A 24,854-nucleotide genomic window follows, 5' to 3' on the forward strand; every position below is an offset into this window, starting at 1 on the left:
TCCTCCCGGTTGAAGCGCCGCCTGCGGACGCGTATCGCCTCTCCTCCGAGGCGGATGCTGGTGCCGCGTGTCGCGGCTCTGGCCGAGCGCCAGCGCGCGGCGACAGCACGTGTCGGCGTCACCTTCGCGAATGGGTAAAGGTCCTCCTGACCGGCCCTCTCCTCAGCGCCAGAGTTGATTCATCAACTGCAGGCAGCCTGTCCGATTTGAGTTGATATGTCAACAGCTCATGTTTTGAACGCCGGAAACGAAGCGATGTTCGTCTTCTGCTCGACCTCTGCGTTCGATGGGCTTGAGGAGACGTTGCGCGAAGAAACCGAGGACCGCAGGCTCCCCTTTTACAGAGATGGCGGGGCGCGCCTGCCGAGGCATTCAGATTAGCGGCCTAACCTGAGCAGAGTCCGCTGGGTCAGTACACGCGAGCCATTTCGGAAGGTGACGTCCATGGACGTCACCGCCACCGCGCCGACCACGGACCGAAGCATGTACCCGGGTCGATCTCAAAAGAAGGCCGCCGAATAGGGAAGCGGTTCGACGGCTCAAAGGACAAGTCCGCGGTTAAGCGGGACATTTGAATGCGCGAAAACCCTTGAATGGGACGCCCCCGTTGCCGAAGTCCTGACCCTAGCTACGCATGCGTTTCACGCGCGATAAATTATCGGCGCACCATCCGCGAGGAAAACGATTGGGAAACGCGGACTTGTCTGGAAGAAACTGTGCGAAGGGAGCCAGAGTTGCGCGCGGCTGGGCCATGCTCGCTTACCTGCGCAATGTCGGGTCCCGCTTCGGTTACGAGACTGAATTGACCAAGCAAGAGGCATTCGCCCAAGCCCGCGAGGCCGCGTCCCGAGCTCTGACACTCGGTCCGAAGGATACCGATGCCCTCAAGGCAATGTCGCATATCCTGCACTACTCCGGGATTTCGAGCAGTCGATCGAGTATGCGCGGCGCGCCATTGAGACGAACCCGAACGATCCGCAAACCGTCGGCAATCTCGGCGTCATGCTTGGCTTTCAGGGACGGCTTTCGGAAGCGCAGCCCTACCTCGAGTTCGCCATCGCGCGCTCGCTCGCCCCAGCGCCACGGTACTATCAGTTTCTGGCAATGGCCTATATGATGAGAGAGGATTGGGAGGATATGCAGTCGGCGGCCAGCCATGCCGTCGCCGACGACAGTGCCTTCAGCCATTTCCTTTCGGCGATTTCCCATGCCATGCTGGAGAAGGTTCCGGCCGCCAAGATGGACTACAGGAGGCTGGCCGAACGCTGGCCTGCTTTTTGCTGAAGACCCCAGGGCAGCCCTAAAGGTTCACAAGGTGGATACTGCGTTTGTCGATGCGTTTGTCGCAGGGCTCTACCAAGTCCATGCGCGTAATCGCGCAACAGCCGGTCTACGAGTATCCTCGCAAGAGCGCATCCAGCCCTTCTTAATACATAATTCATATTCTCCGATTTTCGAAACGAGGTTGGTGCGCGCTACCCTCAAGTGCGATTCCCATTAGAAAACAGTTGGTTAACTAATGGAGAGAGTCTGCCATGGGAGCGGTATACGCGCAACTGAGCGTCAAGGAACGTGTCCAGATCGAACGCTGGAAGCTGGCAAAGGTCCCCGTCCGGGAGATGGCGCGCGTGTTGCAGCGCTCGAAAGCCACCATCTATCGCGAGATCAAGCGGAACTGGTTCAGCGATGAGTGCCTGCCGGGCTATGACGGCTACTACGGCGCCGCCGCGCATCAGAAAGCCGCCAATCGGCGTGCTCGGCGGCGCAAGCTGTTGAGGTTTGAAGCCCTTCGGCTGGCTATTGTTGACCGGCTCAAGGGCGGGTGGTCACCAGAGCAGATCGCAGGCCGCCTTGGGTTCGAGGGCCAGGATGCGCGCATCAGTCACTCACTGCCCGGCAGGGTATCGCGGCACGCGATATCCCGAGAGGAGGACAATCTACGCCTCGGTCTATGGGCCCGAGAGCCGGGCCGATGACCTCGCGCGGCATCTTCCCAGCCGCCGCAAACAGAGAAAGCCACGCCATGCGAGCAGGCCGCGTGGATGGATCTTTCCGCCAGGGCGGTCAATCCATCAGCGACCTGACTACGTTGAGTCGCGAGAAACCATTCGGAGAATGGGAGGGCGATCTGATGATCTTCGAGCGCGGCGCGGGCAAGATGAACGTCGACACACTGGCTGAACGCAAGACCCGCTTCGCCGTGCTGTTCCGCAACAACGACAGGAGCACGACCCACCTCATGCGCGGACTGATGGCGGTGATGGAGCCCCTGCCCCAACCTGCGCGACAGTCGATCACCTTCGACCGCGGCATCGAGTTCCGCGACTGGCGCAAGCTTGAGGCCGGGATCGGAACCACCGCATGGTTCTGCGACCCGCAGGCGCCTTGGCAAGATGGATCGGTCGAGACCCCGAATGAACGCGCTCGCCATTGGCCACCCGGGATCATACCGTCAGGAGCGTAGAAATGACACCAGCGCCAAGGTGAGACCATTTGAACTTTACAAGAGGTTCATATGGACTATATCGAGGGTCATGGAGGATACCATGTACGTTGCTGAGAAAATCCGGGAACCCGCACAGATCAACGCCGTCGCGTTGAAAGCCTATGCTCGCGTGGCGGATGCCTGGGGTCTCAGCGTCAAGGAGGCGGCTGGCCTTGCCGATATGTCCGAGAGCACGTGGAAGCGCGCCAAGAAGCCGGATTTCGCCGGAGAGCTTACCAAGGACCAAGTTCTGCGTCTCAGTGCGGTGATCGGCATCTATAAGTCCCTTGAACTCTACTTCTCGGAGCCTCTCGCGCGAAGCTGGTTCACCCGGCCAAACACCGGGCCGCTGTTTGGGGGCAGCCGCCCGGTCGACGCGGCCATTGACGGGGGCTTGCCTCAGATCCTCGCGGTTCGGACCTATCTTGATGCGTTGCGTGGTGGGGCGTGAAAAAGACCGAGATTTCCGATCGCGGTCTCGTTCGTCTCCTGCCCGCGACCTACCACAAGCCACCATCGCTGCGCGGACTCGTCGATACCGATGACGAGATGGAGATCTTGGCAGAGATCGAGGGTCTGACCAGTGGACGTCTTCAGGCCGAGCGCGGGCGCAATCCGCACCTCGACCCGCGCGAACTCGCGTGGCAACGCCGCAGCCGCGATATGCGCATCTACGGGGACAGTCACGTCAACGCCGCCTTCACCTATACCCGCGCGGGCGGAAACCGCTTCAACACCGAGGAGCGAGGTGCCTGGTACTGCGCATGGGAGGTGATGGTTTCCGTTAGCGAAGTGGCCTGGCACCGCACACGCGAACTCAGCTTTGTCGGCAGCTTCCATGACAGCGCCCGCTATGTGGAATTGCTGGCAGACTTCATCGGCGTGTTCGACGATCTCTCCGATGAAACAGGTCATACCGCGTTACATCCGGATCCAGCCATCGGGTACCCCGAGGGCCAATGTCTGGCCCAGCAGCTGCGCCGGGGCGGTTCCAAGGGACTGATTTATCCTTCCGTCCGCGCTCCGGCGCCCGGCGGGAAATGCCTGGTGTGCTTCGAGCCGCACGCCATTCAGAACGTCCGGCCCGGCGCATCCTGGGATCTTGTTTGGGATGGAACAGAACATTATTCGATCACGGCTGTCGCCTGACACGTGGCGGCCGGCACAAGGCGCTCAGTCGGACAGACGCCGCCACTCCATGGTCCGCGCACGCGACAGCGCCAGATCGAAACGCCCCTCTCCGGTCTCCGCCAGACAGATCCGGCGGGTCGAGGGGCCGTCTTTCAGGGTAAACAGGTAACGGCCCCCGCCCAGAGGGCGAAGCGGCATCGCCCGCCGTGTCGGCCCAGCCCCGAAGATGATCGCGCCGTCGCGGATCTCGGCATGGGCACCGAAGGCCGGAGTGTGCCACAGCCCGTCCAGATGAAGGGGTGGCGCCGCCTCTTCCACAACGGGGACGAAACGGGCCGGCGCGTGACCGACCGTGCCCCGGATCGCCTGCCCCTCCATCCTCAAGCGCAGTCTTGAGGTCGGGGAGAAACTGTCGCTCTCACCGCCTCCGACGTCATAGAGAGTGACGTCATCGTCCAGCCGGCGCGCCGAGGCGCCGTCGATCTCCAGCCAGTCAGCCCCCTCGGGCGCCACGTAGAGGCCGGGCACAAGCGCCGTGCCCGGTCGCGGCAGGGCCGCGATGTCCAGCGCGGCCGCCATGACCTGTTGGGCAATGTCGGCGGTGTTGAGATCGTCGCGGTTGGCGACCACGGCCACCCCGGCACGCTGTTCCGGGTCGAGCAGCAGATAGGTCTTGTAGCCGGGCTGCGAGCCGCCGTGCCCCACCAGTGCATGGCCCGCCAGATCCTGATGGCGCAGCCCGAGCCCATAACCCGTGCGCGTGCCGTCCTTCAGAACACCCGGTTCGGACAAGGCAGGCAACACCCCCTCAAAGCGCCCTTCCCCGGTCAGAAGGATCTGCCCCCAACGGGCAAGGTCCCGCACCGAGCCCGACAGCGACCCGGCTGCCGAAAGATGCATGCCCTGGAAACCGGCCTTCCAGCCGTCTTCGGCCGGGAAATAGCCCGGCGCCAAGCCAGGCACCGGATCGGTCCAGTATTCGCTGGCGCGCAGCGACAGCCCGAAGCCGTCGCGCAGCTGCTCGGCCAGAAAGGTGTCGAAGTCGAGGCCGTGCGCCCGCATCGCTTCTTCAACCAGCCGGTAGCCGCCGTTCGAATAATGCACCTCGGTGCCCGGCGCATAGCTCGGCCGGCTCATCTGCGCATGGAACGCGAGCAGGTCGGCCGCCTCGGTCCGGGTGAAGACCGAATGGCCGATCAGCGTCAGGCATTCCCGCGTGTCGGGCACGCCGCCGGACATCGACAGCGCCTGGCCGACGGTGATCTCGCCAAGCGCCGGCTGCAACTGCGGCAGATGCTGACCCAAGGTGTCCTGCAGCCCGATCACATCGGGATGCGCCAGCACGAAGGCACAGAAAACATGCTTGGTGACAGAGGCATAGCGGCAAATCGTATCGACCGTGAAAGGCGCGGCCGAGGCCAGGTCCGCCCGCCCGAAGGCGTGGGTGACATGCGTCCCCTCGAGGTCGAATCCGATGAGCGCCCCGCCCGGCCCGGTCTCGGGGCCGCGCATCAGGCGGCCAGCGCAGTCTGCCGCCGCGTCCCAGTTCAGGTCTGCCATGTCATCCTACCTTTCGTCGTGCCGGGCGCCTTGCCAAAGACGCTACGCCGTCCTTCGTGCCGCCTTAGACGGGGGTTTCGAGCGATCGGCTCAGTTCGACCAGCTCGCGCGTGTGCGGATGGGTGGCGCGGCGGGCGCGCAGATCCTCGACACTGAGCTGCTCGACCAGTTCGCCATGCTGCATCACCCCAAGCCGGCTGCAAAGATGCGCCACGACCGACAGGTTGTGGCTGACCATGACGTAGGTGAGCCCGCGGCTCTCGCGCAGGTGGGCCAGCAGGTTGAGCACCTCGGCCTGCACCGACACGTCAAGCGCCGATGTCGGCTCGTCCAGCAGCAACACCTTGGGTTCGGCGATCAGCGCGCGTGCGATCGCGACCCGCTGACGCTGCCCGCCCGAGAGCTGGTGCGGAAAGCGAAAGCGCACCGATTGCGGCAGCGCCACTGCCTCCAGTGCCCGGTTCAGCCGTCCGTCCATGTCATCCATGCCGTGAACCGCAAGGAACTCGGACAAGATGCGGTCGATCGTCTGACGCGGATGCAGGCTGCCGAAGGGATCCTGGAAAACCATCTGCACCTTGCGGAAGAAGGCGCGGGGCCGCTTGGCGCCGACGGGCACCCCGTCGAAATCGATCTCGCCCGACCAGTGGTGATTGAGCCCGGCCAGCGCGCGCAGCACCGTAGACTTGCCCGAGCCCGACTCCCCTACCACGCCGAAGCTCTCGCCGCGCTGCACCGCGAGGGAGACGCCCTTGACGACTTCCTTCGCCCCGAAGGAGACCCGCAGGTCGCGGACGTCGATCATCTTGTCGCTCATTGTGCCTTTTCCTCCAGCCAGCTGGGATCGCGGGTCAGCACCGGCAGATCCGTGCGCGGGTGATCGAGCGACGGCAGACAGTTCAGCAGGCCCTGGGTATAGGGATGCTTGGCCTGCGCCAGCTCACCGGCCGCCAGCTCTTCCATGACCTGGCCCATATACATCACGCTGACCTTGTCGCAGAAATGCGAGACTAGCGGCAGATCGTGACTGATCAGCAAAAGCCCCATGTTGCGGGTGTCGACCAGCTCGTCGATCAGACGCAGGATCTCGGCCTCGACCGAGGCATCCAGCGCAGAGGTCGGCTCGTCCGCGATCAGCAGCGTGGGGTTCGGCGCAAGCATCATGGCGATCATCGCGCGCTGACCCATGCCGCCCGAAATCTCGTGCGGATAGGCATCGAGCACCCGCTTCGGGTCACGGATCATCACCTGCTCAAGAAGGTCGAGCGCGGCCTCGCGCGCCTCTTTCTTGCCGCCCTTGTTGTGGGTACGCCAGGCCTCGGCGATCTGGTTGCCGATGGTCTTCACGGGGTTCAGCGAATACTTCGGATCCTGCAGGATGAAGCCGGCCCGCCCCCCGCGCAGTTTTCGCATCTCGCGTTCGGACTGCGACTGGATGTCGATCCCGTCGAACCTCATCCGGTCCGCGGTGACCTGCGCCTGAGGCGGCAGAAGCCGCATCAGCGCGCGCGCGGTGATCGACTTGCCCGACCCGGATTCCCCCACGATGCCCAGTTTCTGGCGCGCCTCGAGCTTGAAGGACACGCCGCGCACAGCCTCGAAACGCTTGCCGTTGCTTTCGAAGGCGATGCGCAGGTTTTCGATATCTACCAGCATGAAGACCCCTCAGTCCTGCTTCGGGTCGAGCACGTCGCGCAGACCGTCGCCCAGGAAGTTGAACGCAAGCGAGACCAGAAGAATGGCCATGCAGGGCGACAGGGCGACCCACCATTGATCGAGGATGAAGCGCTTCGCGGTTGCGATCATCGCGCCCCATTCCGGCGAGGGCGGCTGTGCGCCCATGCCCAGGAAGCCCAGGCTTGCGGCGGTGATGATGATCGACGCCATGTCGAGCGTCACCCGCACGACCAGAGACGGAACGCAGAGCGGAGCGACGTGGCGCAAGATGATCCGCCAGGAGGACGCCCCGGTCATGGCGACGGCCTCGATGAACTCGGAATTGCGCACCGTCAGGGTCTCGGCCCGCGCGATGCGGGCATAGGGCGGCCAGGCGGTCAGCGCGATTGCAAGGATGGCGGATTCCACGCCGGGGCTGAGCGCGGCGACGAAGGCCAGCGCGAGGATGAGACGCGGGAAGGCCAGGAATACGTCCGTAATCCGCATCAGCGTCTTGTCGACCCAGCCACCGAAATAGCCGGCAATCGTTCCGACCGCGAGGCCGACGGGGGCGACCATGATGACCACGGCCACCACGATGCCCAAGGTGATACGGCCCCCGTAGAGAAGGCGGGACAGGATATCGCGCCCCAGCTCGTCGGTGCCCAGAAGGTGCTCGGCCGTCGGGCGCGCCAGGCGGTTCTCCAGGTCCTGGATCGCCGGGTCATGAGGGGCCAGGAGCGGCGCCAGAAGCGCCAGGATCACGCACAGCCCGATGATGATCATGCCGATCATCGCCAGCGGGTTCGCCTTCAGGGCCAGCCAGATGCGATAGCGGCGGCCCCAGGCCGCCTGGCGCCGCGAGGTCGCCAGATCGTCGAGCGCCCAGGCTCGGAAGTCTGCAAGCATGTTGATGCCTTTATTTCACGCGTGGGTCGAACACGCGGTAGAGAATGTCGGCCAGCAGGTTCAGTCCGACATAGATCGCACCGATGACGAGCGTGGTGCCCACGACGGGGTTCATGTCGCCGTTCATGAGCGCGGTCGTCAGGTATTGTCCCAGGCCCGGCCAGGCAAAGACGGTCTCGGTGATGACCGCGCCTTCCAGAAGACCTGCATAGGTCAACGCCAGAACGGTGATCAACTGCACGGCCACGTTGGGAAAGGCATGGCCCATCACGACCTTCCAGCCGGACAGCCCCTTGGCCCGCGCCGAGATGATGAATTCTCCCTTGAGCGCATCCAGCATGAAGGCCCGCGTCATGCGGGTGATGTAGGCCATGGAGAAATACGCCAGGATCAGCACCGGCAGCGCCAGATGGTGGGCCGCGTCCCAGAACGCCCCCATATCCCCCGCCAGCAAGCTGTCGATCAGAAGGATTCCCGTGACCGTCGGCACCATCCCGTCATAGATGAAGCCCTGACGTCCCGGACCGGGCACAAGGTCAAGGCCGACATAGAAGATCAGTAGTCCCAGCAGCGCCAGGACAAAGACAGGGACGGAATGGCCCGCGATACAGACCACGCGGATGATCTGGTCGGTCAGCGAGCCCCGTTTCACCGCCGCGACGATCCCCGCGGGCACCCCCAGCAGCGTCGCGAGGATCAGGGCCAGCGTTGCCATCTCAAGCGTGGCGGGGAAGTAATGCGCGATATCGCTGACGACCGGGTTCCGGGTCAGCACGGATTGGCCCAGATCGCCCTGCAGCACGTTGCTGATATAAGACCAGTACTGGACGACCAGCGGATCATCCAGGCCCATCGCCGCGCGGGCGGCCGCAACGACATCCGCCGGTGCGTTGTCCCCTACGGCCGCCAGAACGGGGTCGACGGGCATCACCCGACCGATCATGAAGGTGATCACCGATAGCCCGAACAGCGTCACGAGGACGCTGCCGAGCGTAGCGGCGAAGGATTTCGCTCGTTGGTTCAAGCCTTCGTGACCTCTTCGTAGGAGTTGTTGTTCGGCAGCGGGGCCAGGATGACGCCATCGACGTTGGTGCGCATGGCGACCGTTGCCGTCTTCTGGAACATGATCGCGAAGGGCGACGCGTGGACGAACTTCTTCTGAAGGTCGAGGTATTTCTGGATACGGACCTCGGGATCGCTTTCGTCGCGGGCGTCTTCGGCCAGCGCGATCAGCTCCTCGTCCTGGAAGTGCGACCGCCACACGAAGGGCTTGCTTGCCGCGTCATCACTGTTGTCCTTGTTGATGATATACGGATCGGCATTGGCATTGGGGTCGAAGTAATCCGTGCCCCAAGCGGACAGGATCATCTGGTGCTGACGGGCCCGCATCTTGGTCAGAACCTGACGGTTCTCGCCCGAGATCAGTTTGGCCTTGATGCCGATCTCGGCAAGGTTGGCCTGCAGCGCCTGCGCGATATCGGGGTAGGGCTGGGCCGAATAGTGATCCATCTCGATCTCGAACCCGTCGGGGTAACCGGCTTCCGCCAGCAGCGCCTTGGCCTTTTCGATATCCTGAGTGAAGATGGTGTCGTTCAGCGCGCCCGGCAGACCGTTGGGCACGAAGGACTGATGCACCTCGTAGGTGTCGCCGAGGATGTTGCGCTTGATCCCGTCGTAGTCGATCGCCCATTTCACGGCTTCCCAGACCTTGGGGTCGGAGAGCTTCTCGTGGGAGACGTTCATCGACAGCTGCATGATCGAAGCCTGCTGCTTGCGCAGAAGTTTGACCGAGTCGTTCGAAGCAATGCTCTGCAGCTGCTCGGCCGTCAGGTCGCGTGCGATGTCGATGTCGCCCTTGGTCAGCATGAGCATCTGCGACGACGGGTCGACGATGTGGCGGAGCATGACCCGCTCGATCGGGCCGTCGTAGCCGGCATTGGGATTGACGGTCATGACGACCACGTCCGAGGGGCGCCAGGTGTCGAGCATGAACGTGGCCGAACCCGCCGAATTCTTGTCGAGCCAGGCCGACCCCATGTCACCATCGACCTCGTTGGCCATGACGGTCTGCTTGTCTGCCACGCAGCCGATATTGGCCGAGAGGCAGTAGATCAGGAAGCCGATCGAGGTCGGCTCGACGGTCTTGATGACCAGCGTGCGCGGGTCCGTCGCCTGGATCAACTCGTCGACGTTCTCGGGGGTGAAGCCGAACTGGGTGATGATGAAGGCAGGGGACTTGTTGAGCTTGACGGTCCGGCGCAACGACCACGCCGCATCCTCGGCGGTCAGCTCGTTGCCGGACGAGAACGTGATGCCGTCACGGATCTTGAAGGTGAACGTCTTGTTGTCCTCGGAGGCTTCCCAGCTTTCCGCAACATCCGGATCCACAACATCGGGGTCCTCGGTATTCGGTTTGACCAGTTGCTGGTACATGTTGCCGATGATCTCCGAGCCGACGGCCTCGAAGCTGACATGCGGATCAAGTGTCGTCATGTTGTCGAGCTGCTGGGCCACCACCAGAAGGGACTTGGGCGTGTCGGCATAAGCTTGGGCCAGCGAGAGATAGCTGACAGCCGGAACAGCCGCTGCGGTGGCGAGGAACTTGCGTCGTGTGATCATCTTGGTCTCTCTGCTAGGTATCGGCCCTGTCGAGGCGCCTTCCGTCTGTGACCTGCCGGAGGGCACGTCACCGTTTCTGGCGCCGCGATAGCACGCTTATTTTTGAAGCAACCAATGTGTAATTCGGCAAGCACGTTGCGAATTTTTCATACCGATTTAAATTCAAATACTTACAGAGGCGCCTAGCGCTGCTCAAATTTAACCTCCTCTTGCGTTGATGAATTTTTGGTCGTTAGGCGGGGGCATCCAACCTGCTCTCACAGGAGATTTCATGTCCAGAGATTCTAATCCGGTCGTCTTCGACGGTCACAATGATGCGCTTTTGCGACTTTGGAAGTCGGGCCGCAGCGACGCGGTCCAGCGCTTCGTTTCAGGCGAAGACGAGGGGCATATCGACCTCCCACGCGCCGCCACGGGCGGGCTGGGGGGCGGCCTCTGCGCGATTTACGTCCCCTCGGAGCGGGTTCTGGACGACGATGGCAACTTCCCCACCCCCACGCGCGCGGAGGCGCTGGAGGTGACCATGGCCCAGGCCGGGCTGCTGGCGCGCGCGGAGCGGGAGTCGCAGGGCGCGCTCAAGATCTGCCGCACCGCGCAGGACATCCGCACCGCCTTCGCGAATGGCAGCTTCGCAAGCGTCATGCACCTGGAAGGCGCAGAGGCGATCACGGCAGACCTGAACCTGCTTTACGCGCTCTATGACATGGGTCTGCGCACGCTCGGGCCGGTCTGGTCGCGCCCCAACATCTTTGCCTTCGGGGTTCCGTTCCGCTACCCGTCCTCGCCCGATATCGGGCCCGGCCTGTCGAGCTATGGCAAGGCGCTTGTGCGAAGCTGCAACGAGCTGGGCATCATGATCGACCTGTCCCACCTCAACGAGGCCGGGTTCTGGGAGGTGGCGAAACTGTCGGATGCGCCACTGGTGGCGTCGCATTCCAATGTTCACGCGATCTGCGGCCACAGCCGCAACGTCACCGATCGCCAGCTCGACGCGATCCGCGACAGTGGCGGGCTGGTCGGGATCAACTTCGGCGTGTCGTTCCTGCATCCCGAGGGCAAACGCGATCTGGCGATGGACCTGTCGATGCTGGTGCGCCACGTCGACTACATCGTCGACCGCATCGGCATCGACCATGTCGCCCTCGGGTCGGATTTCGACGGCACGCGCATTCCCGAGGCCCTGCGCGATGCACGCGACCTGCCCAAGCTGATCGATGCGCTCAGAGCCGGTGGCTACGAGGGACACGATCTGGAGAAGATCACCAACGGCAACTGGCTGCGGGTCCTGGAACAGACCTGGGGCGCCTAGGCGATGCACGGGCAGGGGCGCGGATCGCCGCCCCTGCCCAATCCCGTGTCGTCGCCGCGTCCGTCCCGAAACTGCGGCTTTGACGCTATCCTCCGGCCCGCGCCAGCCAGTCCGAGAGCAGCGGGCGGGTTGCGCCGTCACGCCCGTCCACCGCCGTCGCCATGCAGAGCGCGTTCAGGATCGCGTCCTGCGTGCTTTCGGTAGCGGCGCGGAACAGGTCATCAATCCGATGGTCGCCAAGGCGCCGAAGGGGGGCACAGTCTGCGTCGGGCGAATGGGCAATCCGGTTCGCCGTGGTGAAGCCCAGCACGATATCCCCGGAGCCATTGCCCCAGAAGGCCCCGAGCCGCGCGATCCCTGCCCCGCCCCGATGGCAGACGCGGGTCACCTGCCTGCTGTCCAGCGGCACGTCCGTCGCCAGCACCACCATGATCGACCCCTTCTCGGCCTCAGGGAGGCGCTTGGGATCGGCGACCCGCCCGTCGGGCAGAACAAGGTCGCCCGCCCGGCCGAAGTTGGCGACGACCAGCGCTCCGAGATGGCAGACCTGTCCCTCCACCTCGATCTGGCGCGAGGCCGTGCCCACGCCACCCTTGAAGCCGAAACAGCTCATCCCCGTGCCGGCGCCCACGCTGCCTTCCGCCACGAAGTCAGACGCCTGATCGAGCGCATCCAGAACATGCGCCTCGGTCACGGCCATCGCCTGGATGTCCGACAGGGCGCCGTCATTACACTCACCCACGACCGGGTTGACGGTGGAGGTCGTCCGTCCGATCTCGGGCGTCTCACAAATGGCGCGGCGGATCAGGGCATTGACGCAGGTGCCGACACCGAAGGTGTTGGTGAGCACCACCGGCGTCTCGAGGGTGCCCAGCTCGGCAAGCTGCATCAGCCCCGCGCTCTTGCCGAAGCCATTGATCACCGAGACACCGGCCACGAGCTTCTCGGTGAACAGGTTGCCCGGCGCCGGCACGATGGCCGTCACTCCGGTGTTCAGGCCGTTCCCCTGCAACGTGACCTGCCCGACCTTCACCCCCGGCACGTCGGTGATCATGTTGCGCGGGCCTGGCCGCAGGATGCCCGGACGCAGGCCGAAATCGCTGGCGCGTCGGCTCATGCCTCGACCTCCGAGACCGACCGCTCCCAATCGATGCACTCCGCGCTTTCGCGCGCGGCCTGCAGGTAGAGCGCCTGAAGGTCGCGCGTCACTGGCCCCGGCTGGCCGTTGCCGATCACCCGGTCGGCGATGCGGATCACAGGGGTGACAAAGCTCGAGGCGCTGGTCAGAAAGGCCTCGGCGGCCGAACAGGCCTCTTCGGGGGTGAAACCCGCTCCTCGAAGCGCAGCCCGGTCCGCGAGGCCACCAGCCGCTCGACGGCCAGCCTCGTGCAGCCTGGCAGGGTCGCGTGGCTGTTTGCACGTGTCAGCAGGACATTGTCCTGCGTGACGATGAAGGCGGTGTTCGAGGCCCCTTCGGTAATGACGCCATCCTCGTGCATCCAGACATCCCCGAACCCGCGGGCCTGGGCGGCCTGTTTCGCCAGGGCCTGCCCCAGAAGCTGCACGGTCTTGATATCGCGGCGCGACCAGCGCGGGTCCTCGATCAGATCGACCGAGATGCCCTGCCTCTGGGCCGCGGTCCCGTGCAGCACCTTGGGCTGCGTGAAGGCGACGATATTGGGAACCATGTCGGAGGCGAAGGTAAAGCTGCGCTCGGCCGTCCCGCGTGAGATCTGGATGTAGATCGTGCCGTCGTGCATGTCATTGCGCCGTGCCAGCTCGTGCTGAACCTCCCGGATCTGCGCGCGCGACCACGGCTGCGCGATGCCCAGCTCCTTGAGCGACCGTTCAAGCCGCGCCAGGTGCAGATCGTTGTCGATGAGCCGTCCATCGAGCATCGCGGTCACTTCATAGATCGCGTCACCGAACAGAAAGCCCCTGTCCATGACAGGAACCCGGGCCGAGTCTTCGGCCAAGTAGGCCCCGTTTACATAGATGATCCGCATGATGCCTGCATGTCCTTGAGAATTGCCGGCTTCAAGCATAGAGACCGCCCCGACGAGCGGCCAATGCTGGTTTTCGCGCGGATCAGTCGAAAAATGCATAACCTGCCGGAGCGATGCCCCGCGCAGCTCGCAGAACGGAAGGTCGGACCCATGGAATTGAAGTGGCTCGAAGATTTCGTGATGCTGGCCCATACCGCGAGCTTTTCACGTGCGGCAGAGGCGCGAAGCGTGACGCAATCGGCCTTCTCCCGCCGCATCAAGCAGCTCGAGTCGTGGCTGAACGTCACTCTGGTCAATCGCTCGATCCTGCCCTCCGAACTCACGCCTCAGGGGCGCGCCTTTCTGCCGATGGCGCAGGAGATGATCCGCACGGTTTACGGCGCCCGCCAGATGCTGCACCCCGATGCTGCAGAGGCTGACAGTTTCGTCCGGATCGCAGCCCTGCACACGCTGTCCCTGACCGCCCTGCCCCACTGCCTTGACCATATGCGCCGTCTGATGCCCCAGATCCGAAGCGAAGTCGCCCCCGACCACGGCGGCATCGAGGCAAACCTGGCCACATTGGCCGAAGGGGAGGCGGATTTCTTCCTGACCTATGCGCATCCCTTCGTGCCGCTGCTGCTCGACCCCGATCTTTTCAGCTGGCAGGTGATGGGACAGGACCGGGTGCTGCCTGTTGCCGCCCCCGAGCTGGAGTTCGAGGGCGGGACCCTCCAGAACGGCGCGGGCATCCTGGATCTGGCGGTGGCGTCGCAGATGCAGGTTCCCTATCTCGATTACGGCACGACCTCGTTTTTCGGAACGGTGTTGCAGCGGGTCTTCTACGACCACCCCGGCCTCAACCTCAAAACGGTGCATCGCTCTGCCATCTGCTCGGGCCTTCGCGAACTTGCCCTCCACGGACGCGGCGTATGCTGGTTGCCCGAGCAACTCGTGCGCGACGATCTGGACCGCGGCGCGCTGGTTCTGGCCGGATCATCGGACTGGGCGTTTGACGTCGAGATCCGCCTCTATCGCCTGCGCGCGGAACAACGCGGTTTGGTGGAGAAGCTCTGGACTGGGATCTTCCAGACGGGATGACCCGCGCGCGACCTCCTGGTCTGATATCGGTGGCGGGGTATGACTCGGATCAGGATGACGGCCTTCTGCGCCCTCGTGAACTTCGAGGCCGGCATGCTGTCACGCGCCACTCCCGGTCAAGAGAGCTTCTTGAAAGGCTCCAGTTTCTAGGGGACAGAGCATTCAGTCTGAGACTGCTTGGTCGAACACATCTAACGATCTGTATATCTTTGCCGCCTCGGCCCCACGCGAATTGACACAGCGTGGGCACAGGCTAGAATCCGGATATGTCGGACAAATCGAACGCTCCCGAGCTCGCCTTCGACAGGCAGGCAGCGCCGGAAAAGCGCAAAAACGAGTCCATCGCTGACTGGCTCGGGTGCCAGATCGTCAGCGGCGTGTTCGCCGCCGGTGAGGCTATCCCGAAAGAGATGGATTTTCTCGCCCAGACCGGTATCTCGCGCGGCGCCTACCGCGAGGCACTGAGGCGCTTGGCGGGCAAGGGCATGCTGGTGACGCGCACCCGCAGCGGAACCCGGGTCACCCCGCACGAGCAATGGTCGCTTCTCGATCCCGACGTCGTGCGCTGGAGCTTCAAGAGCGGCACGCCGCCCGACTGGTATATTCGGGCACTTTACGAAATGCGGGCCATGATCGAGCCGCCCGCCGCCGCCTTCGCCGCCGAGCGCCGCACTGAGGAGGATCTGCAACTCTTCCGCGACGCCCTGCATGCCATGCGCTATTGCGACATCACCGAGGACAGCTGGCACACTGCCGACGCCAATTTTCACCGCGCCATCCTGATAAGTTCTCACAATCCGGTTCTTCTGTCGCTCGCCGCGGGGATCACCGCTGCCGTCGCCCACACCACCGCGTTTCGGTACCGCGACATGTCCAACCCTCACACTCGAAACCCTGTCGAGGAACACGCTGCCGTGTTTGAAAGGATCGAGAACCGCGACCCGGTGGGCGCACGCCGCCTGATGACCGAACTGGTGGACACGGCATTGCTGGACTCCAAGGGCACCACGGTCTTCGATCTCGGGCTGCCGACGCTGAAAGTCTGAGCCGCTCTTTTTCACCAATCGTCCTTGGACCCCCTACATCAGGCGCGCCAAAGGAGTGCGGCGGTGCGCTCGTCACTCTCGGGACCGCCCGCCCACCGAAAAAGCCCCCCACCGATCACGGCGGGGGCCAAAACCGGGAACCAGAGTGCCCGGGAGGATACTCCGGCGTCATCCCTTCACGCCCGACGAGATCATCACTGCCTCTGTCACCCGCTTCTGGAAGATCAGGTAGGCGATGACCACCGGGGCGGCGGCCAGAAGCGCCACCGACATGATCCGCGCATAGGCCACGCCGAAGGCGTCGTTCACCTGCGTGATGCCGACCGGGATGGTCATCATGTCTTCGGTCGTGACCACCAGGAACGGCCAGAGGAAGGCGTTCCAGCTCATGATGAAGGTGATGATGCCAAGCGCCGTGGTGATGCCCCAGTTGAGCGGCAGGTAGACCTTGAAGAGCAGCGTGTAATCGCCGCCGCCATCCAGTACCACGGCCTCCTTCATCTCCTTCGGGACCGCGTCGAAGAACTGCTTGTAGACGATGATGACCACCGGCACGACCAGCTGCGGCAGGATGATCCCGCCCCAGCGGTTGATCAGGTCGAGATCGTTCATCAGCACGAACTGCGGCACCACCAGCGCCTGCGCCGGAACCATGAAGCTGGCCAACACGATGCCGTAGAGCAGGCGACGTCCGGGGAACTGCATCTGGCTGAGCGCATAGGCGCACATCATGCCGGTCAGCAGCACCACCGCGGTGATGATGACCGAGGTGCCGATGGAGTTGATGTACCAGTCGATCAGCGAGGTGTTGAACAGCGCATCTACATAGGACGAGAGATTGAGTTCGTCCGGGAGGAGCCTCGCCGCCTCGGACACCACCCGGTTTTCCGAGCGGATCGAGGTGACGAAGGCCCAGTAGAGCGGGAAAATCCAGATCAGCCCCGCGAGCAGCGTGATCGCGGTCAGCGCGAGGTTCTCGAAACGTCTCTGCCGGGTCATTTGTCTTTCCCCCCGATGCGCAGGATCTGGAATTGCAGCACCGAGATCACCACGATGATCAGGAACAGCACGAGCGAGATCGCCGCGGCATAGCCGCCGTTGTTGAGCTGGAAAGCCTCGCGGTAGACCATCAACAGCAGCACGTAGCTGGAATTGAACGGCCCGCCTTCGGAGAGCAGGTAGACCTGATCGAAGATCTTCAGTTGCAGGATCAGCTGCAGCGTCAGAACCAGCGCGGTCACCGGCCACAGCAGCGGCCATGTCACCCGCAGGAACAGCTGCCTGCGGGTCGCACCGTCGAGCTTTGCGGCCTCGTAGAGCTCTTCGGGGATGTTGCGCAGACCGGCGAGGAACAGCAGCACGTTGAAGCCGTTGGTCCACCAGATCGTCACCACCGCCACGGCGGGCATGACCCAGAAGGGGTTCTTGAAGACCGGCACCGGCTTGCCGGTGAAGAACTCTATGACCGGCTGCAAGATGCCGAACTGGAAGTCGAGCATCCACGCCCAGATCTGCGTCACCACCGAGACCGGCAGCACGTAGGGCATGAAGAACATCACCAGCGCCAGTGCCTGCATCCGCCCCGACAGACGGTTCACCGCGAGCGCGATGACCAGCGCGATCACCGTCGTCGGGATCACCGTCAGCAGAACGAAATAGCCGTTGTTGACCAGCGACGTGTAGAACAGCTTGTCGGAGAGCAGCCGCGTGTAGTTGTCGAAGCCCACCCATTCGCCGCCGCCGATGAGCGGCGCGTCGGTGAAGCTCATGCGGACCACCTCGATCACCGGGTAGGCGAAGACCAGCGCGAAGATCGCCACGAAGGGCAGGATCAGCGAATAGGCCACCAGCCTGTGCCGTGACCGGTTCCGGATCATGGCCATGTCGTCAAGTCTCCTCGCAGGGGGGTATTCGGCCCCCGCGCGCGTGCCGGCGCGCGGGAACGAGGACGCGGGACGCGCCTCAGTTCATCTTGCTTTCCAGCTCGGATTTCACCTGCTCGATCGCATCGGCAGGCGACAGGTAGCCGTGCATCGCCGGCGAGATGATGTTCTGCGCCGCGTCATAGGCGGGCGAGGCCACGCCGGCGACTTCGCTGCGCGGATCGTAGGTCGCGCCATCGGCCAGCGACGAGTAGGTCGCGTTCGGCTCCATGCTCTCGAACTCTTCGCTCTCGGCCACCGGCTTGTAGGCCGGGATATGGCCCGCGTCGGCCCATTGGATCGCGTGCTTTTCCATCCAGCCGATCACCTGCATGACCGCCTCGCGCTTGGCGGGGTCCATCTCCTCGTCGCCCTGCACCGGGATCGCCCAGGCGTGGCTGTCGGCCCAGGTCGTCCGGGTGTCCATCAGCTTGGGAATCTCCACCGCGCCCCATTCGAAGCCGAGGTCGCCGTTCTTCTCGAGGTCCTTCATCGTCGGCACTTCCCAGACGCCGTTGAGCTGGAATGCCGACTTGCCCGAGCTGAAGAGCGCAACCGAGGCCTCGTAGAGCGCCTGCTCGGGCTGCCAGCCCTGTTCGTGCCAGTTGGTCATGATCTCGAGCGCCTTGACCGCCTTGTCGGCGCTGTCGCCGGGCAGCACTTCGCCCTCGTCCGAAATCAGGGTGCCGCCCTGCTGAGAGAGCAGCGTGTAGAACACGCGGTAGGTGCCACCATCGTCGCCCGTGGCATAGGTCACCGGAACCTCCGAGCCGTTGTCGGCCGCGGCCTGCAGCGCCTCCTCGAAGTCGGCAAGGCTCTCGATGCCGGTCAGCTGGCCCTCCTCGTCGAGGAAGCGCGTCCCCTCGAGGTAGGACTTGTTGTAGTAGAGCACGATCGAATGGATATCGAAGGGCACCGCGTAGAGCGACCCGTCCGCGCCCTTGGCCGCGTCGAACGCGCTGGCGAAGAAGTCGCCCTCGCTGAGGCCCGCAACCTCGAGATCAGCATCGGTGATCGGGGTCAGCACGCCTTCGCTGAGACCGAGAGGCAAGCGCGACAGGTGATAGGACATGATATCCGGCCCGCGGCCCACCGCGGCGGACGTGCGCACCTTGGTGTAGAAGGGCACGCCCCATTCCAGCGTGGTGCCCTCGATCTGCACGTCGGGGTGTTCCTCGTTGAACTGATCGATGAGCGCCTTCATGCGCACGCCGTCGCCGCCGGAGAAGAAATCCCACCACGTGACGGTCTGCTGCGCAAAGGCGGGCATGCCGATGCCGGCAAGCGCCGCGATTACAGAGACCTGTGCCAATGTCTTCAGTTTCATTCGGTCCTCCTCCTTGACCGTGGGGCGAAAGGCGCCCCGTCCCGTGTCGGTCCGCCCTCCAGCAGACCTTAGCGAAGCCTCGCGCCCTCGGGCGTGAAGGCGAAAACCTTGTCCGGCTCGGCACCGATATTGAGCCGCTGGCCCTCGAGCCGGTCGCGGCTGCCGCGCCGTTCGAAGACGATGTCGGCGCCCGAGGCCGAGCGGGTGTGCAGGTAGGAATTGCCGCCCAGCTCCTCGGCCACATCGACCGTCACCGGCAGGCCGCCGGTCTCGGTCGGCACCAGATGCTCGGGGCGCACGCCCAGCACGACGCGGCTGCCCTCGGCCGGTTTCGGCCCGCGCAGCACCGCACGCAGAACGCCGTCCTCGGCCTCCGCGGTGATCGTGCCCGCGTCGCTGCCAGTGACCACGGCGTCGACGAAATTCATCGCGGGAGAGCCGATGAACCCCGCGACGAAGCGATTGTCCGGATCGTCGTAGAGATGCAGCGGGCGCCCGGCCTGCATCACGTGGCCGCCCTTCAGCACGAAGATGTCGTCGGCCAGGGTCATCGCCTCGACCTGATCGTGTGTGACGTAGATCATCGTCGCGCCGATCTGCCGGTGCAGCCGCGTCAGCTCGAGCCGCATCTGCACCCGCAGCTCAGCGTCGAGGTTGGACAGCGGCTCGTCGAACAGGAACACCTCGGGCTGGCGCACGATGGCGCGGCCGATGGCAACGCGCTGGCGCTGTCCGCCCGAAAGCGCCGAGGGCTTCTTGTCGAGATGATCGGTCAGCTGCAGGATCCGCGCCGCCTCGCGCACCTTCTCCTCGCGCTCGTGGCGCGGTGCGCGGGCGAGCCGCAGCGAGAAGCCCATGTTCTCGGCCACGCTCAGGTGCGGGTAAAGCGCGTAGGACTGGAACACCATGGCGACGCCGCGCTTGGCGGGCTCGACACGGGTGACATCCCGCCCGCCGATCTCGATCCGGCCACCGCTGCTTTCCTCCAGCCCCGCGATCATCCGCAGCAAGGTGGACTTGCCACAGCCCGAAGGGCCGACGAAGACCCCGAACTCGCCCTTCGGAACCTCCAGCGTCACATCCTTGATCACGTCATGCGCCCCGAAGGACTTCTTCACGTTCGTCAGCGTCACGCCCGACATGGCTTACACCTTGAGCCGGACGACGTGGTAGGACAGCGGCGCGACCGAGCCGCCGAGCGTGCCGTCCTCGACCGCAAGGCCGCTTCCCTCAGCCGGGGCAATGGCCTCCGTATCCGGGCCGTTGGTGGCGCGCAGGTCGTGGCCTTCCATCACCTGATGGCCCAGCACCGAGGCGCCCTCGAAGCCGGTCAGCGCCAGCCGCAGCTCTGCGGCTTCGGTCAGGTGCCGGTTGACGATGAACAGCGTCACCGTGCCGCCCGCCGCGTCATGGGTCGCCGCCACATCGAGATATTGCACGTCATCGGCCACCGCACAGTCGTAGGTCGGCCCGTCCACCGAGACCCGCAGCGCCGTGCCGCGCCCGTAGAGCGAGGCAAGCTGGTAGGGCCAGTAGATCGACTGCCGCCAGGCCTTGCCGCCCCTGTCGGCGCGGATCGGCGCGATGACGTTCACCAGCTGCGCGATGCAGGCGATCTTCACCCGGTCCGAGCGGCGGATGAACTCGTTGAGCAGGCAGGCGACGAAGAGCGCGTCCTCGAAGTTGTAGTCCTCTTCCAGCAGCGCCGGGGCCTCGGGCCAGTCCCAGCTCTTCCAGTTCTCGGAGTCCTGCTGGCGCTTGTGGTACCAGACGTTCCACTCGTCGAAGCAGATGTGGACGTCGTTCTTCGCCCGCTTCTTGGCCTTCACGAAATCGATCACCCCGGCGATGGACTGGATGTAGCGCCCGGTTTCCTCGACCTTGCCGAAGAAGTTCAGCGTGTCGTTGCTCGAGTTTCCGAAATACTTGTGCAGCGAGATGTAATCGACGTTCTCGTAGCACTCCTCCAGCACGCCGCGCTCCCAGTCGGGATAGGTGGGCATCTCGTCGTTCGACGAGCCGCAGACGATCATCTCGGCGCCGGGGGTGAGCTGGCGCAGCGCCTTGGCGGTCTCGTCGGCGAGGCGGCCGTATTCCTTGGCTTCCTTGTGGCCGATCTGCCAGGGGCCGTCCATCTCGTTGCCAAGGCACCACATCTTAACGCCGTAGGGCTTTTCGACACCGTGACTGCGGCGCAGGTCGGACCAGTGGGTGCCCGAGGGGTGGTTGACGTATTCCATGAAGTTGCGGGCATCCGAGATGCCGCGCGAGCCCAGGTTGACCGCCAGCATCATGTCGATGCCCAGGTCCTCGGCCCAGATGGCGAACTCGTTGATGCCGACCTGGTTGCTCTCCTTGCTGCGCCAGGCCAGGTCGAGACGAACCGGGCGATCCTCCTTCGGCCCGATGCCGTCCTCCCAGTTGTAGGCCGAGACGAAGTTGCCGCCCGGGTAACGGATGGCGGGGATCTTCAGGTCCCGCACCATCTGCGCCACGTCCCGGCGGAAGCCGTGACCGTCGGCCTCCGGGTGGCCCGGCTCGTAGATCCCGGAATAAATGGCGCGCCCCATGTGTTCGATGAATGCCGCGTAAAGCCTGTCGTCGATCTGTGCGATTTCAAACGCGCGATGGATGGCAGCAGTGACCCGCATCCGACTCTCCTCCTAATTTGTACTACAAAAGACAACCTGATCGGAGACCTGTCAACAGCGGATCAACCAACTCTGCGGAAAGGATCTATCAAGATCTGGAAAACGCTGTCGGAATTCAGCACCAGGCGAGTTACAAAACCATGCTCCAGCGTGGAAGTCTGGCTCTGGCGCCGGCAGCGGGCGCGTCTCCGTCAAGCGGTTTCAGCCAAGCAACTCGGTCCGCCCGGAGCGGGGTTTCAGACCGTCCTGTCACCGTTCGTCAAAGGACCAGAGTGAACGGCGCACGTGAGCAAAGCTGACCTGCCACACGCCCCCGATTTGGCGGGCAACGTCGTCCTGCGTTCGCTGATCCAGCCTCGGTCCGCTGATGGCAACAATATGGATCACGCTGTTCGCGGGTCGGTGACCACCCCTGTTCAGCCCGTGCGGCACGGTCTTCCCTGACGACGCCGGTACCGGACCGAGCCCGCACATTGCGGCGAAGCTAACCGTATCGAAATCATGTTCGGTCGGCTCAGGGACTGGCGCCGCGTGGCAACCCGATACGACAGGTGCCCCAAGGCATTCTTCTCCGCCATCGCTCTCGCAGCAGTCGTCATCTACTGGCTGTGAAACTCAATGAGTCCAGAGCATAATAGCCCACCGAACACTATTGCGCGGACTCAACTGGTCGTCGCAAGGCCCCGCTATTGGAGGTGTTGTTGATGGCAGGAAAACGGAAGTTGAAGCGTTCGACACGACGCCATTTATCCTCGTCAGGTCTACCGCCAGTCTGGCTGCGTAAGCATTCATGCCGGTTCTGGCAGGAGATCACAGGGGTTTCCGCTCCGGCGGGAACTCGATGGTTTCGGAGTTCTGGCGGGATCCCCCTACACATCTTGCGCCATCGGCTCCTGTGCGAAAGCACCGTAGCCTTTCGGTCGTGGAACGCGAGGAAATAGCACCCGAATGTGCTCGGGGCCCCGCCGTGCGGGCAATCGCGCAAGCTGGGCCGATCATCCAGCACAAGCTCAGGTGAGATCAGGCGCAACTCGTCGACGCGCAGCGGAGAGTTCGACTGTCGGGCCACTGCCGCGCAGTGGCGTGCGGATCGTTCGGTCAAGCGTTCAAAGATCAGCCCCGGGCAGAATCTCGTCTGGCAAAACCGCAAAGCTCCGCGCCACGGCGCGCGCAGCTATCGTCACCGGCCATCATTTCAGCATCAAGCGGGAACCTGCCGTGAGCGCTTTGCAGGACGGGATGCCGCCGAGAGGACCTGCTCCGCCCGAGGGCCTTCCAGTGCCGTAGTCGCCGACCATCATGCAGGGCAGCCCTCTGGACGGCCTCCAGGCGCCGCGGCGGTCGGGATTGGCAGTCGACGACCATCTGCCGCCGCGACCTCAAGCTGAATGGGTCCCGCTCGAGGTCTCGAAAGTAGTTATGACGCATAACAGTTATTGACGATAACTAAATCTTTCCGCATCCTTGCGCCAAGAGGAGATTCGACATGCCGCACCGCGAGCTCGACAAACCCGACACGACCGCAGCGAGGGATCACGTCGACGAGGGCGTGGTGCGCGGGCTGATGGGCTACAACGTCAAGCGCGCCTATCTCGTGCTGCACGCCGCCGCGCGGCAGGCTGCCGCCGAGTTCGACCTGCGCATTCCGACCTTCAGCTGCCTGTCGGTCATCGTGCGCAACCCGGGCATCAGCCCGTCGGCGCTGGCCGAGCTGCTGAAGATCGAGCGCTCCAACCTCGTCGTCATGGTCGATGAGCTCGAGACCCGCGAGCTGGTGAGCCGGACGCAGATGAAGTCCGACCGCCGCCGCTTCGAGCTGAAGGCGACGGTGCGCGGACGCCGCCTGCACGACAAGGCCGTCGAGGCCATCGCCGCCGCCGAGGCCGCGTGCCTGACCGCGTTGGAAGACGAGGAGCAACAGCTTCTTCTGACGCTGCTCAACCGCATCGAAAGTTCAATGGCCGACTAGGCCGGACATGCCGCCCAATGGGAGTGGGCGGTTCCAAGGGAGGAAGACATGACCATCAGATTGACCGCACTGGCCACCGCCGGTGCCCTCATGGCCTGCACCGCGCTGGCCCACGCCGACACCATCCGCGCCACCAGCGGCTTCGGCCCGGCACACGTGCTGGCCACCGTGGTGTATCCCGAGATCGGTAACCGCCTCGAGGAGTTCACCGACGGCGCGTGGGATCTGCAGGACACGCCCTCGGGTCTCGTTGCCCCCAACGAGATGAGCTCGGGCCTGCGCGACGGCGTTACCGAGATGGGCACGCTGCTGATGCCCTACTTCCCGGCGGAATTCCCCGACGCGGCGCTGCCGTCGGAGCTGTCGATCCTCGGGTCCAACAACTACGTGATCTCGTCTGCCGTGACCGAGTACATCGCGACCTGCGAGGACTGCCAGGCCGAGTTTTCCCGGAACGGCCAGGTCTATCTCGGCACCGATGCCACCCCGCCCTACAACCTGCTGACCACCAAGCCGGTGCGCAGCCTCGAGGATGTGAAGGGGATGCGCCTGCGCACCGGCGCGCCGCTCTATGCGGGCTTCGTGGAGGCGATGGGCGGCGAGCCGACCCAACTGCCCTCCTCGGAGCTGTTCGAGGGCCTGAGCCAGGGCGTCATCGAAGGCACCTTCAGCGCCAACCACGAGATCATCGCCAACCGCCTTGGCGACGTGATCGGGTACGTGACCGAGATCGAGGAAGGCGTGTTCAACGGCGCTGCCGCCGGCGGCGTGAGCGCGCTGCTGTGGATGCGGATGTCGGAAGAGGATCGCCAGGCGCTGGCCCGCGCCACCCAGTACGGCATCGCCAAGGGCCTCGTCGGCTTCCTCGAGGATGCCGAGAAGGCCCGCGAAATCGAGGGCATCGAGTTCATCGCCCCCGACGAGAGCCTCATTGCCGCCAAGGAGACCTATAACGAAGAGCGCCTCGCCGCCGCCGCCGATGTGCTTGCCGAGCGTGGGGTCGAGGACGCGCAGGCCAAGATCGACCGCTACAAGGCCCTGATCGAGAAGTGGGAAGGGCTGGTCTCCACCGACATGAGCTACGAAGAGCTCGCGGAGCTGCGCTACGAAGAGATCTTCTCCAAGATCGACCTCGGCAGCTACGGGTCCTGACCCAGCCGGCGCGCCCCGCCCTGAGCGGGGTG

General features: G+C 64.2%; 24 protein-coding genes and 2 pseudogenes. 11 read left to right on the top strand and 15 right to left on the bottom strand.

What is annotated here, in order from left to right:
• Positions 1-1,002: 1,002 nt before the first annotated feature.
• From LCM15_RS17910 to LCM15_RS17930, 5 genes are all read left to right on the top strand, one after another.
• Complete coding sequence (locus LCM15_RS17910; RefSeq protein WP_224858824.1) at positions 1,003-1,284, top strand: hypothetical protein; 282 nt, start codon at positions 1,003-1,005, stop codon at positions 1,282-1,284.
• Positions 1,285-1,535: 251 nt separating this feature from the next.
• Positions 1,536-1,976, top strand: a complete 441-nt coding sequence (locus LCM15_RS17915; RefSeq protein ID WP_224858826.1) for a helix-turn-helix domain-containing protein — start codon at positions 1,536-1,538, stop codon at positions 1,974-1,976.
• Positions 1,973-2,464, top strand: a complete 492-nt coding sequence (locus tag LCM15_RS17920) for an IS30 family transposase (protein ID WP_224858827.1) — start codon at positions 1,973-1,975, stop codon at positions 2,462-2,464. The genes LCM15_RS17915 and LCM15_RS17920 overlap by 4 nt, the downstream gene beginning before the upstream one ends.
• A 70-nt stretch (positions 2,465-2,534) precedes the next feature.
• Complete coding sequence (locus LCM15_RS17925) at positions 2,535-2,936, top strand: MbcA/ParS/Xre antitoxin family protein (RefSeq protein ID WP_224858829.1); 402 nt, start codon at positions 2,535-2,537, stop codon at positions 2,934-2,936.
• Positions 2,933-3,634 carry an RES family NAD+ phosphorylase gene (locus LCM15_RS17930; protein WP_224858831.1) on the top strand — a complete coding sequence of 234 codons (702 nt, stop codon included), beginning with the start codon at positions 2,933-2,935 and terminating at the stop codon, positions 3,632-3,634. The genes LCM15_RS17925 and LCM15_RS17930 overlap by 4 nt, the downstream gene beginning before the upstream one ends.
• 24 nt (positions 3,635-3,658) lie before the next feature.
• Here LCM15_RS17930 and LCM15_RS17935 read toward each other — a convergent pair whose 3' ends face one another.
• The 6 genes from LCM15_RS17935 to LCM15_RS17960 all read right to left on the bottom strand — a co-directional run bounded on the left by LCM15_RS17935 (position 3,659) and on the right by LCM15_RS17960 (position 10,360).
• Positions 3,659-5,128 (bottom strand): serine hydrolase domain-containing protein, encoded by a 1,470-nt coding sequence (locus LCM15_RS17935; protein ID WP_224858833.1) that lies wholly within the window; start codon positions 5,126-5,128, stop codon positions 3,659-3,661.
• A gap of 112 nt (positions 5,129-5,240) precedes the next feature.
• Positions 5,241-5,993, bottom strand: coding sequence for an ABC transporter ATP-binding protein (locus LCM15_RS17940; RefSeq protein WP_224858835.1), 753 nt, complete (start codon positions 5,991-5,993; stop codon positions 5,241-5,243).
• Complete coding sequence (locus tag LCM15_RS17945; RefSeq protein WP_224858837.1) at positions 5,990-6,832, bottom strand: ABC transporter ATP-binding protein; 843 nt, start codon at positions 6,830-6,832, stop codon at positions 5,990-5,992. Before LCM15_RS17945 ends, LCM15_RS17940 begins: the two co-directional genes overlap by 4 nt.
• A gap of 9 nt (positions 6,833-6,841) precedes the next feature.
• Positions 6,842-7,741, bottom strand: coding sequence for an ABC transporter permease (locus LCM15_RS17950; protein WP_224858839.1), 900 nt, complete (start codon positions 7,739-7,741; stop codon positions 6,842-6,844).
• Positions 7,742-7,751: 10 nt separating this feature from the next.
• Positions 7,752-8,765 carry an ABC transporter permease gene (locus tag LCM15_RS17955; RefSeq protein WP_224858841.1) on the bottom strand — a complete coding sequence of 338 codons (1,014 nt, stop codon included), beginning with the start codon at positions 8,763-8,765 and terminating at the stop codon, positions 7,752-7,754.
• Complete coding sequence (locus LCM15_RS17960; protein ID WP_224858843.1) at positions 8,762-10,360, bottom strand: ABC transporter substrate-binding protein; 1,599 nt, start codon at positions 10,358-10,360, stop codon at positions 8,762-8,764. Before LCM15_RS17960 ends, LCM15_RS17955 begins: the two co-directional genes overlap by 4 nt.
• 271 nt (positions 10,361-10,631) lie before the next feature.
• Here LCM15_RS17960 and LCM15_RS17965 point away from each other — a divergent pair, with 271 nt between their 5' ends.
• Positions 10,632-11,669, top strand: coding sequence for a dipeptidase (locus LCM15_RS17965; protein ID WP_224858845.1), 1,038 nt, complete (start codon positions 10,632-10,634; stop codon positions 11,667-11,669).
• A gap of 85 nt (positions 11,670-11,754) precedes the next feature.
• Here the strand turns inward: LCM15_RS17965 and LCM15_RS17970 are convergent, their stop codons facing one another.
• From LCM15_RS17970 to LCM15_RS17980, 3 genes are read right to left on the bottom strand one after another with little or no spacing between them, the layout of a single operon-like run.
• Positions 11,755-12,786: a P1 family peptidase gene (locus tag LCM15_RS17970; RefSeq protein WP_224858847.1), complete on the bottom strand. Its 1,032-nt coding sequence runs from the start codon at positions 12,784-12,786 to the stop codon at positions 11,755-11,757.
• Positions 12,783-12,926, bottom strand: a complete 144-nt coding sequence (locus tag LCM15_RS17975) for a hypothetical protein (RefSeq protein WP_224858849.1) — start codon at positions 12,924-12,926, stop codon at positions 12,783-12,785. Before LCM15_RS17975 ends, LCM15_RS17970 begins: the two co-directional genes overlap by 4 nt.
• 26 nt (positions 12,927-12,952) lie before the next feature.
• Positions 12,953-13,675, bottom strand: coding sequence for an aminotransferase class IV (locus tag LCM15_RS17980; RefSeq protein WP_224858851.1), 723 nt, complete (start codon positions 13,673-13,675; stop codon positions 12,953-12,955).
• A gap of 63 nt (positions 13,676-13,738) precedes the next feature.
• Between LCM15_RS17980 and LCM15_RS17985 the strand changes: the two genes are divergently transcribed.
• Both LCM15_RS17985 and LCM15_RS17990 read left to right on the top strand, forming a co-directional pair.
• Positions 13,739-14,755 carry a LysR family transcriptional regulator gene (locus LCM15_RS17985; RefSeq protein WP_224858853.1) on the top strand — a complete coding sequence of 339 codons (1,017 nt, stop codon included), beginning with the start codon at positions 13,739-13,741 and terminating at the stop codon, positions 14,753-14,755.
• Positions 14,756-15,021: 266 nt separating this feature from the next.
• Positions 15,022-15,801 carry a FadR/GntR family transcriptional regulator gene (locus LCM15_RS17990; RefSeq protein ID WP_224858855.1) on the top strand — a complete coding sequence of 260 codons (780 nt, stop codon included), beginning with the start codon at positions 15,022-15,024 and terminating at the stop codon, positions 15,799-15,801.
• 168 nt (positions 15,802-15,969) lie between these two features.
• Here the strand turns inward: LCM15_RS17990 and LCM15_RS17995 are convergent, their stop codons facing one another.
• The 6 genes and pseudogenes from LCM15_RS17995 to LCM15_RS18020 all read right to left on the bottom strand — a co-directional run.
• Entirely contained in the window at positions 15,970-16,800 is an 831-nt protein-coding gene (locus LCM15_RS17995; RefSeq protein WP_224858857.1) for a carbohydrate ABC transporter permease, read from the bottom strand.
• Entirely contained in the window at positions 16,797-17,684 is an 888-nt protein-coding gene (locus tag LCM15_RS18000; RefSeq protein WP_224858859.1) for a carbohydrate ABC transporter permease, read from the bottom strand. Before LCM15_RS18000 ends, LCM15_RS17995 begins: the two co-directional genes overlap by 4 nt.
• A 79-nt stretch (positions 17,685-17,763) precedes the next feature.
• Positions 17,764-19,050, bottom strand: coding sequence for an extracellular solute-binding protein (locus LCM15_RS18005; protein WP_224858861.1), 1,287 nt, complete (start codon positions 19,048-19,050; stop codon positions 17,764-17,766).
• Between the two features lie 68 nt (positions 19,051-19,118).
• Positions 19,119-20,192: an ABC transporter ATP-binding protein gene (locus LCM15_RS18010; RefSeq protein ID WP_224858863.1), complete on the bottom strand. Its 1,074-nt coding sequence runs from the start codon at positions 20,190-20,192 to the stop codon at positions 19,119-19,121.
• 3 nt (positions 20,193-20,195) lie between these two features.
• Positions 20,196-21,701, bottom strand: a complete 1,506-nt coding sequence (locus LCM15_RS18015) for an alpha-N-arabinofuranosidase (protein ID WP_224858865.1) — start codon at positions 21,699-21,701, stop codon at positions 20,196-20,198.
• Positions 21,702-22,016: 315 nt separating this feature from the next.
• Positions 22,017-22,184 (bottom strand): annotated as a pseudogene (locus LCM15_RS18020) (transposase); the annotation flags it as partial.
• Here LCM15_RS18020 and LCM15_RS18025 point away from each other — a divergent pair.
• From LCM15_RS18025 to LCM15_RS18035, 3 genes and pseudogenes are all read left to right on the top strand, one after another.
• Positions 22,185-22,313: pseudogene (locus LCM15_RS18025) on the top strand (IS5/IS1182 family transposase); the annotation flags it as partial.
• A gap of 874 nt (positions 22,314-23,187) precedes the next feature.
• On the top strand, positions 23,188-23,670 hold the full coding sequence (locus LCM15_RS18030; RefSeq protein ID WP_224858867.1) for a MarR family winged helix-turn-helix transcriptional regulator: 483 nt from the start codon (positions 23,188-23,190) through the stop codon (positions 23,668-23,670).
• Positions 23,671-23,718: 48 nt separating this feature from the next.
• Positions 23,719-24,822, top strand: a complete 1,104-nt coding sequence (locus tag LCM15_RS18035) for a C4-dicarboxylate TRAP transporter substrate-binding protein (RefSeq protein ID WP_224858869.1) — start codon at positions 23,719-23,721, stop codon at positions 24,820-24,822.
• The last annotated feature ends 32 nt before the right edge of the window (positions 24,823-24,854 follow it).

The organism is Salipiger bermudensis, assembly GCF_020171625.1.
GTDB classification, from domain to species: Bacteria; Pseudomonadota; Alphaproteobacteria; order Rhodobacterales; family Rhodobacteraceae; genus Salipiger; species Salipiger bermudensis_B.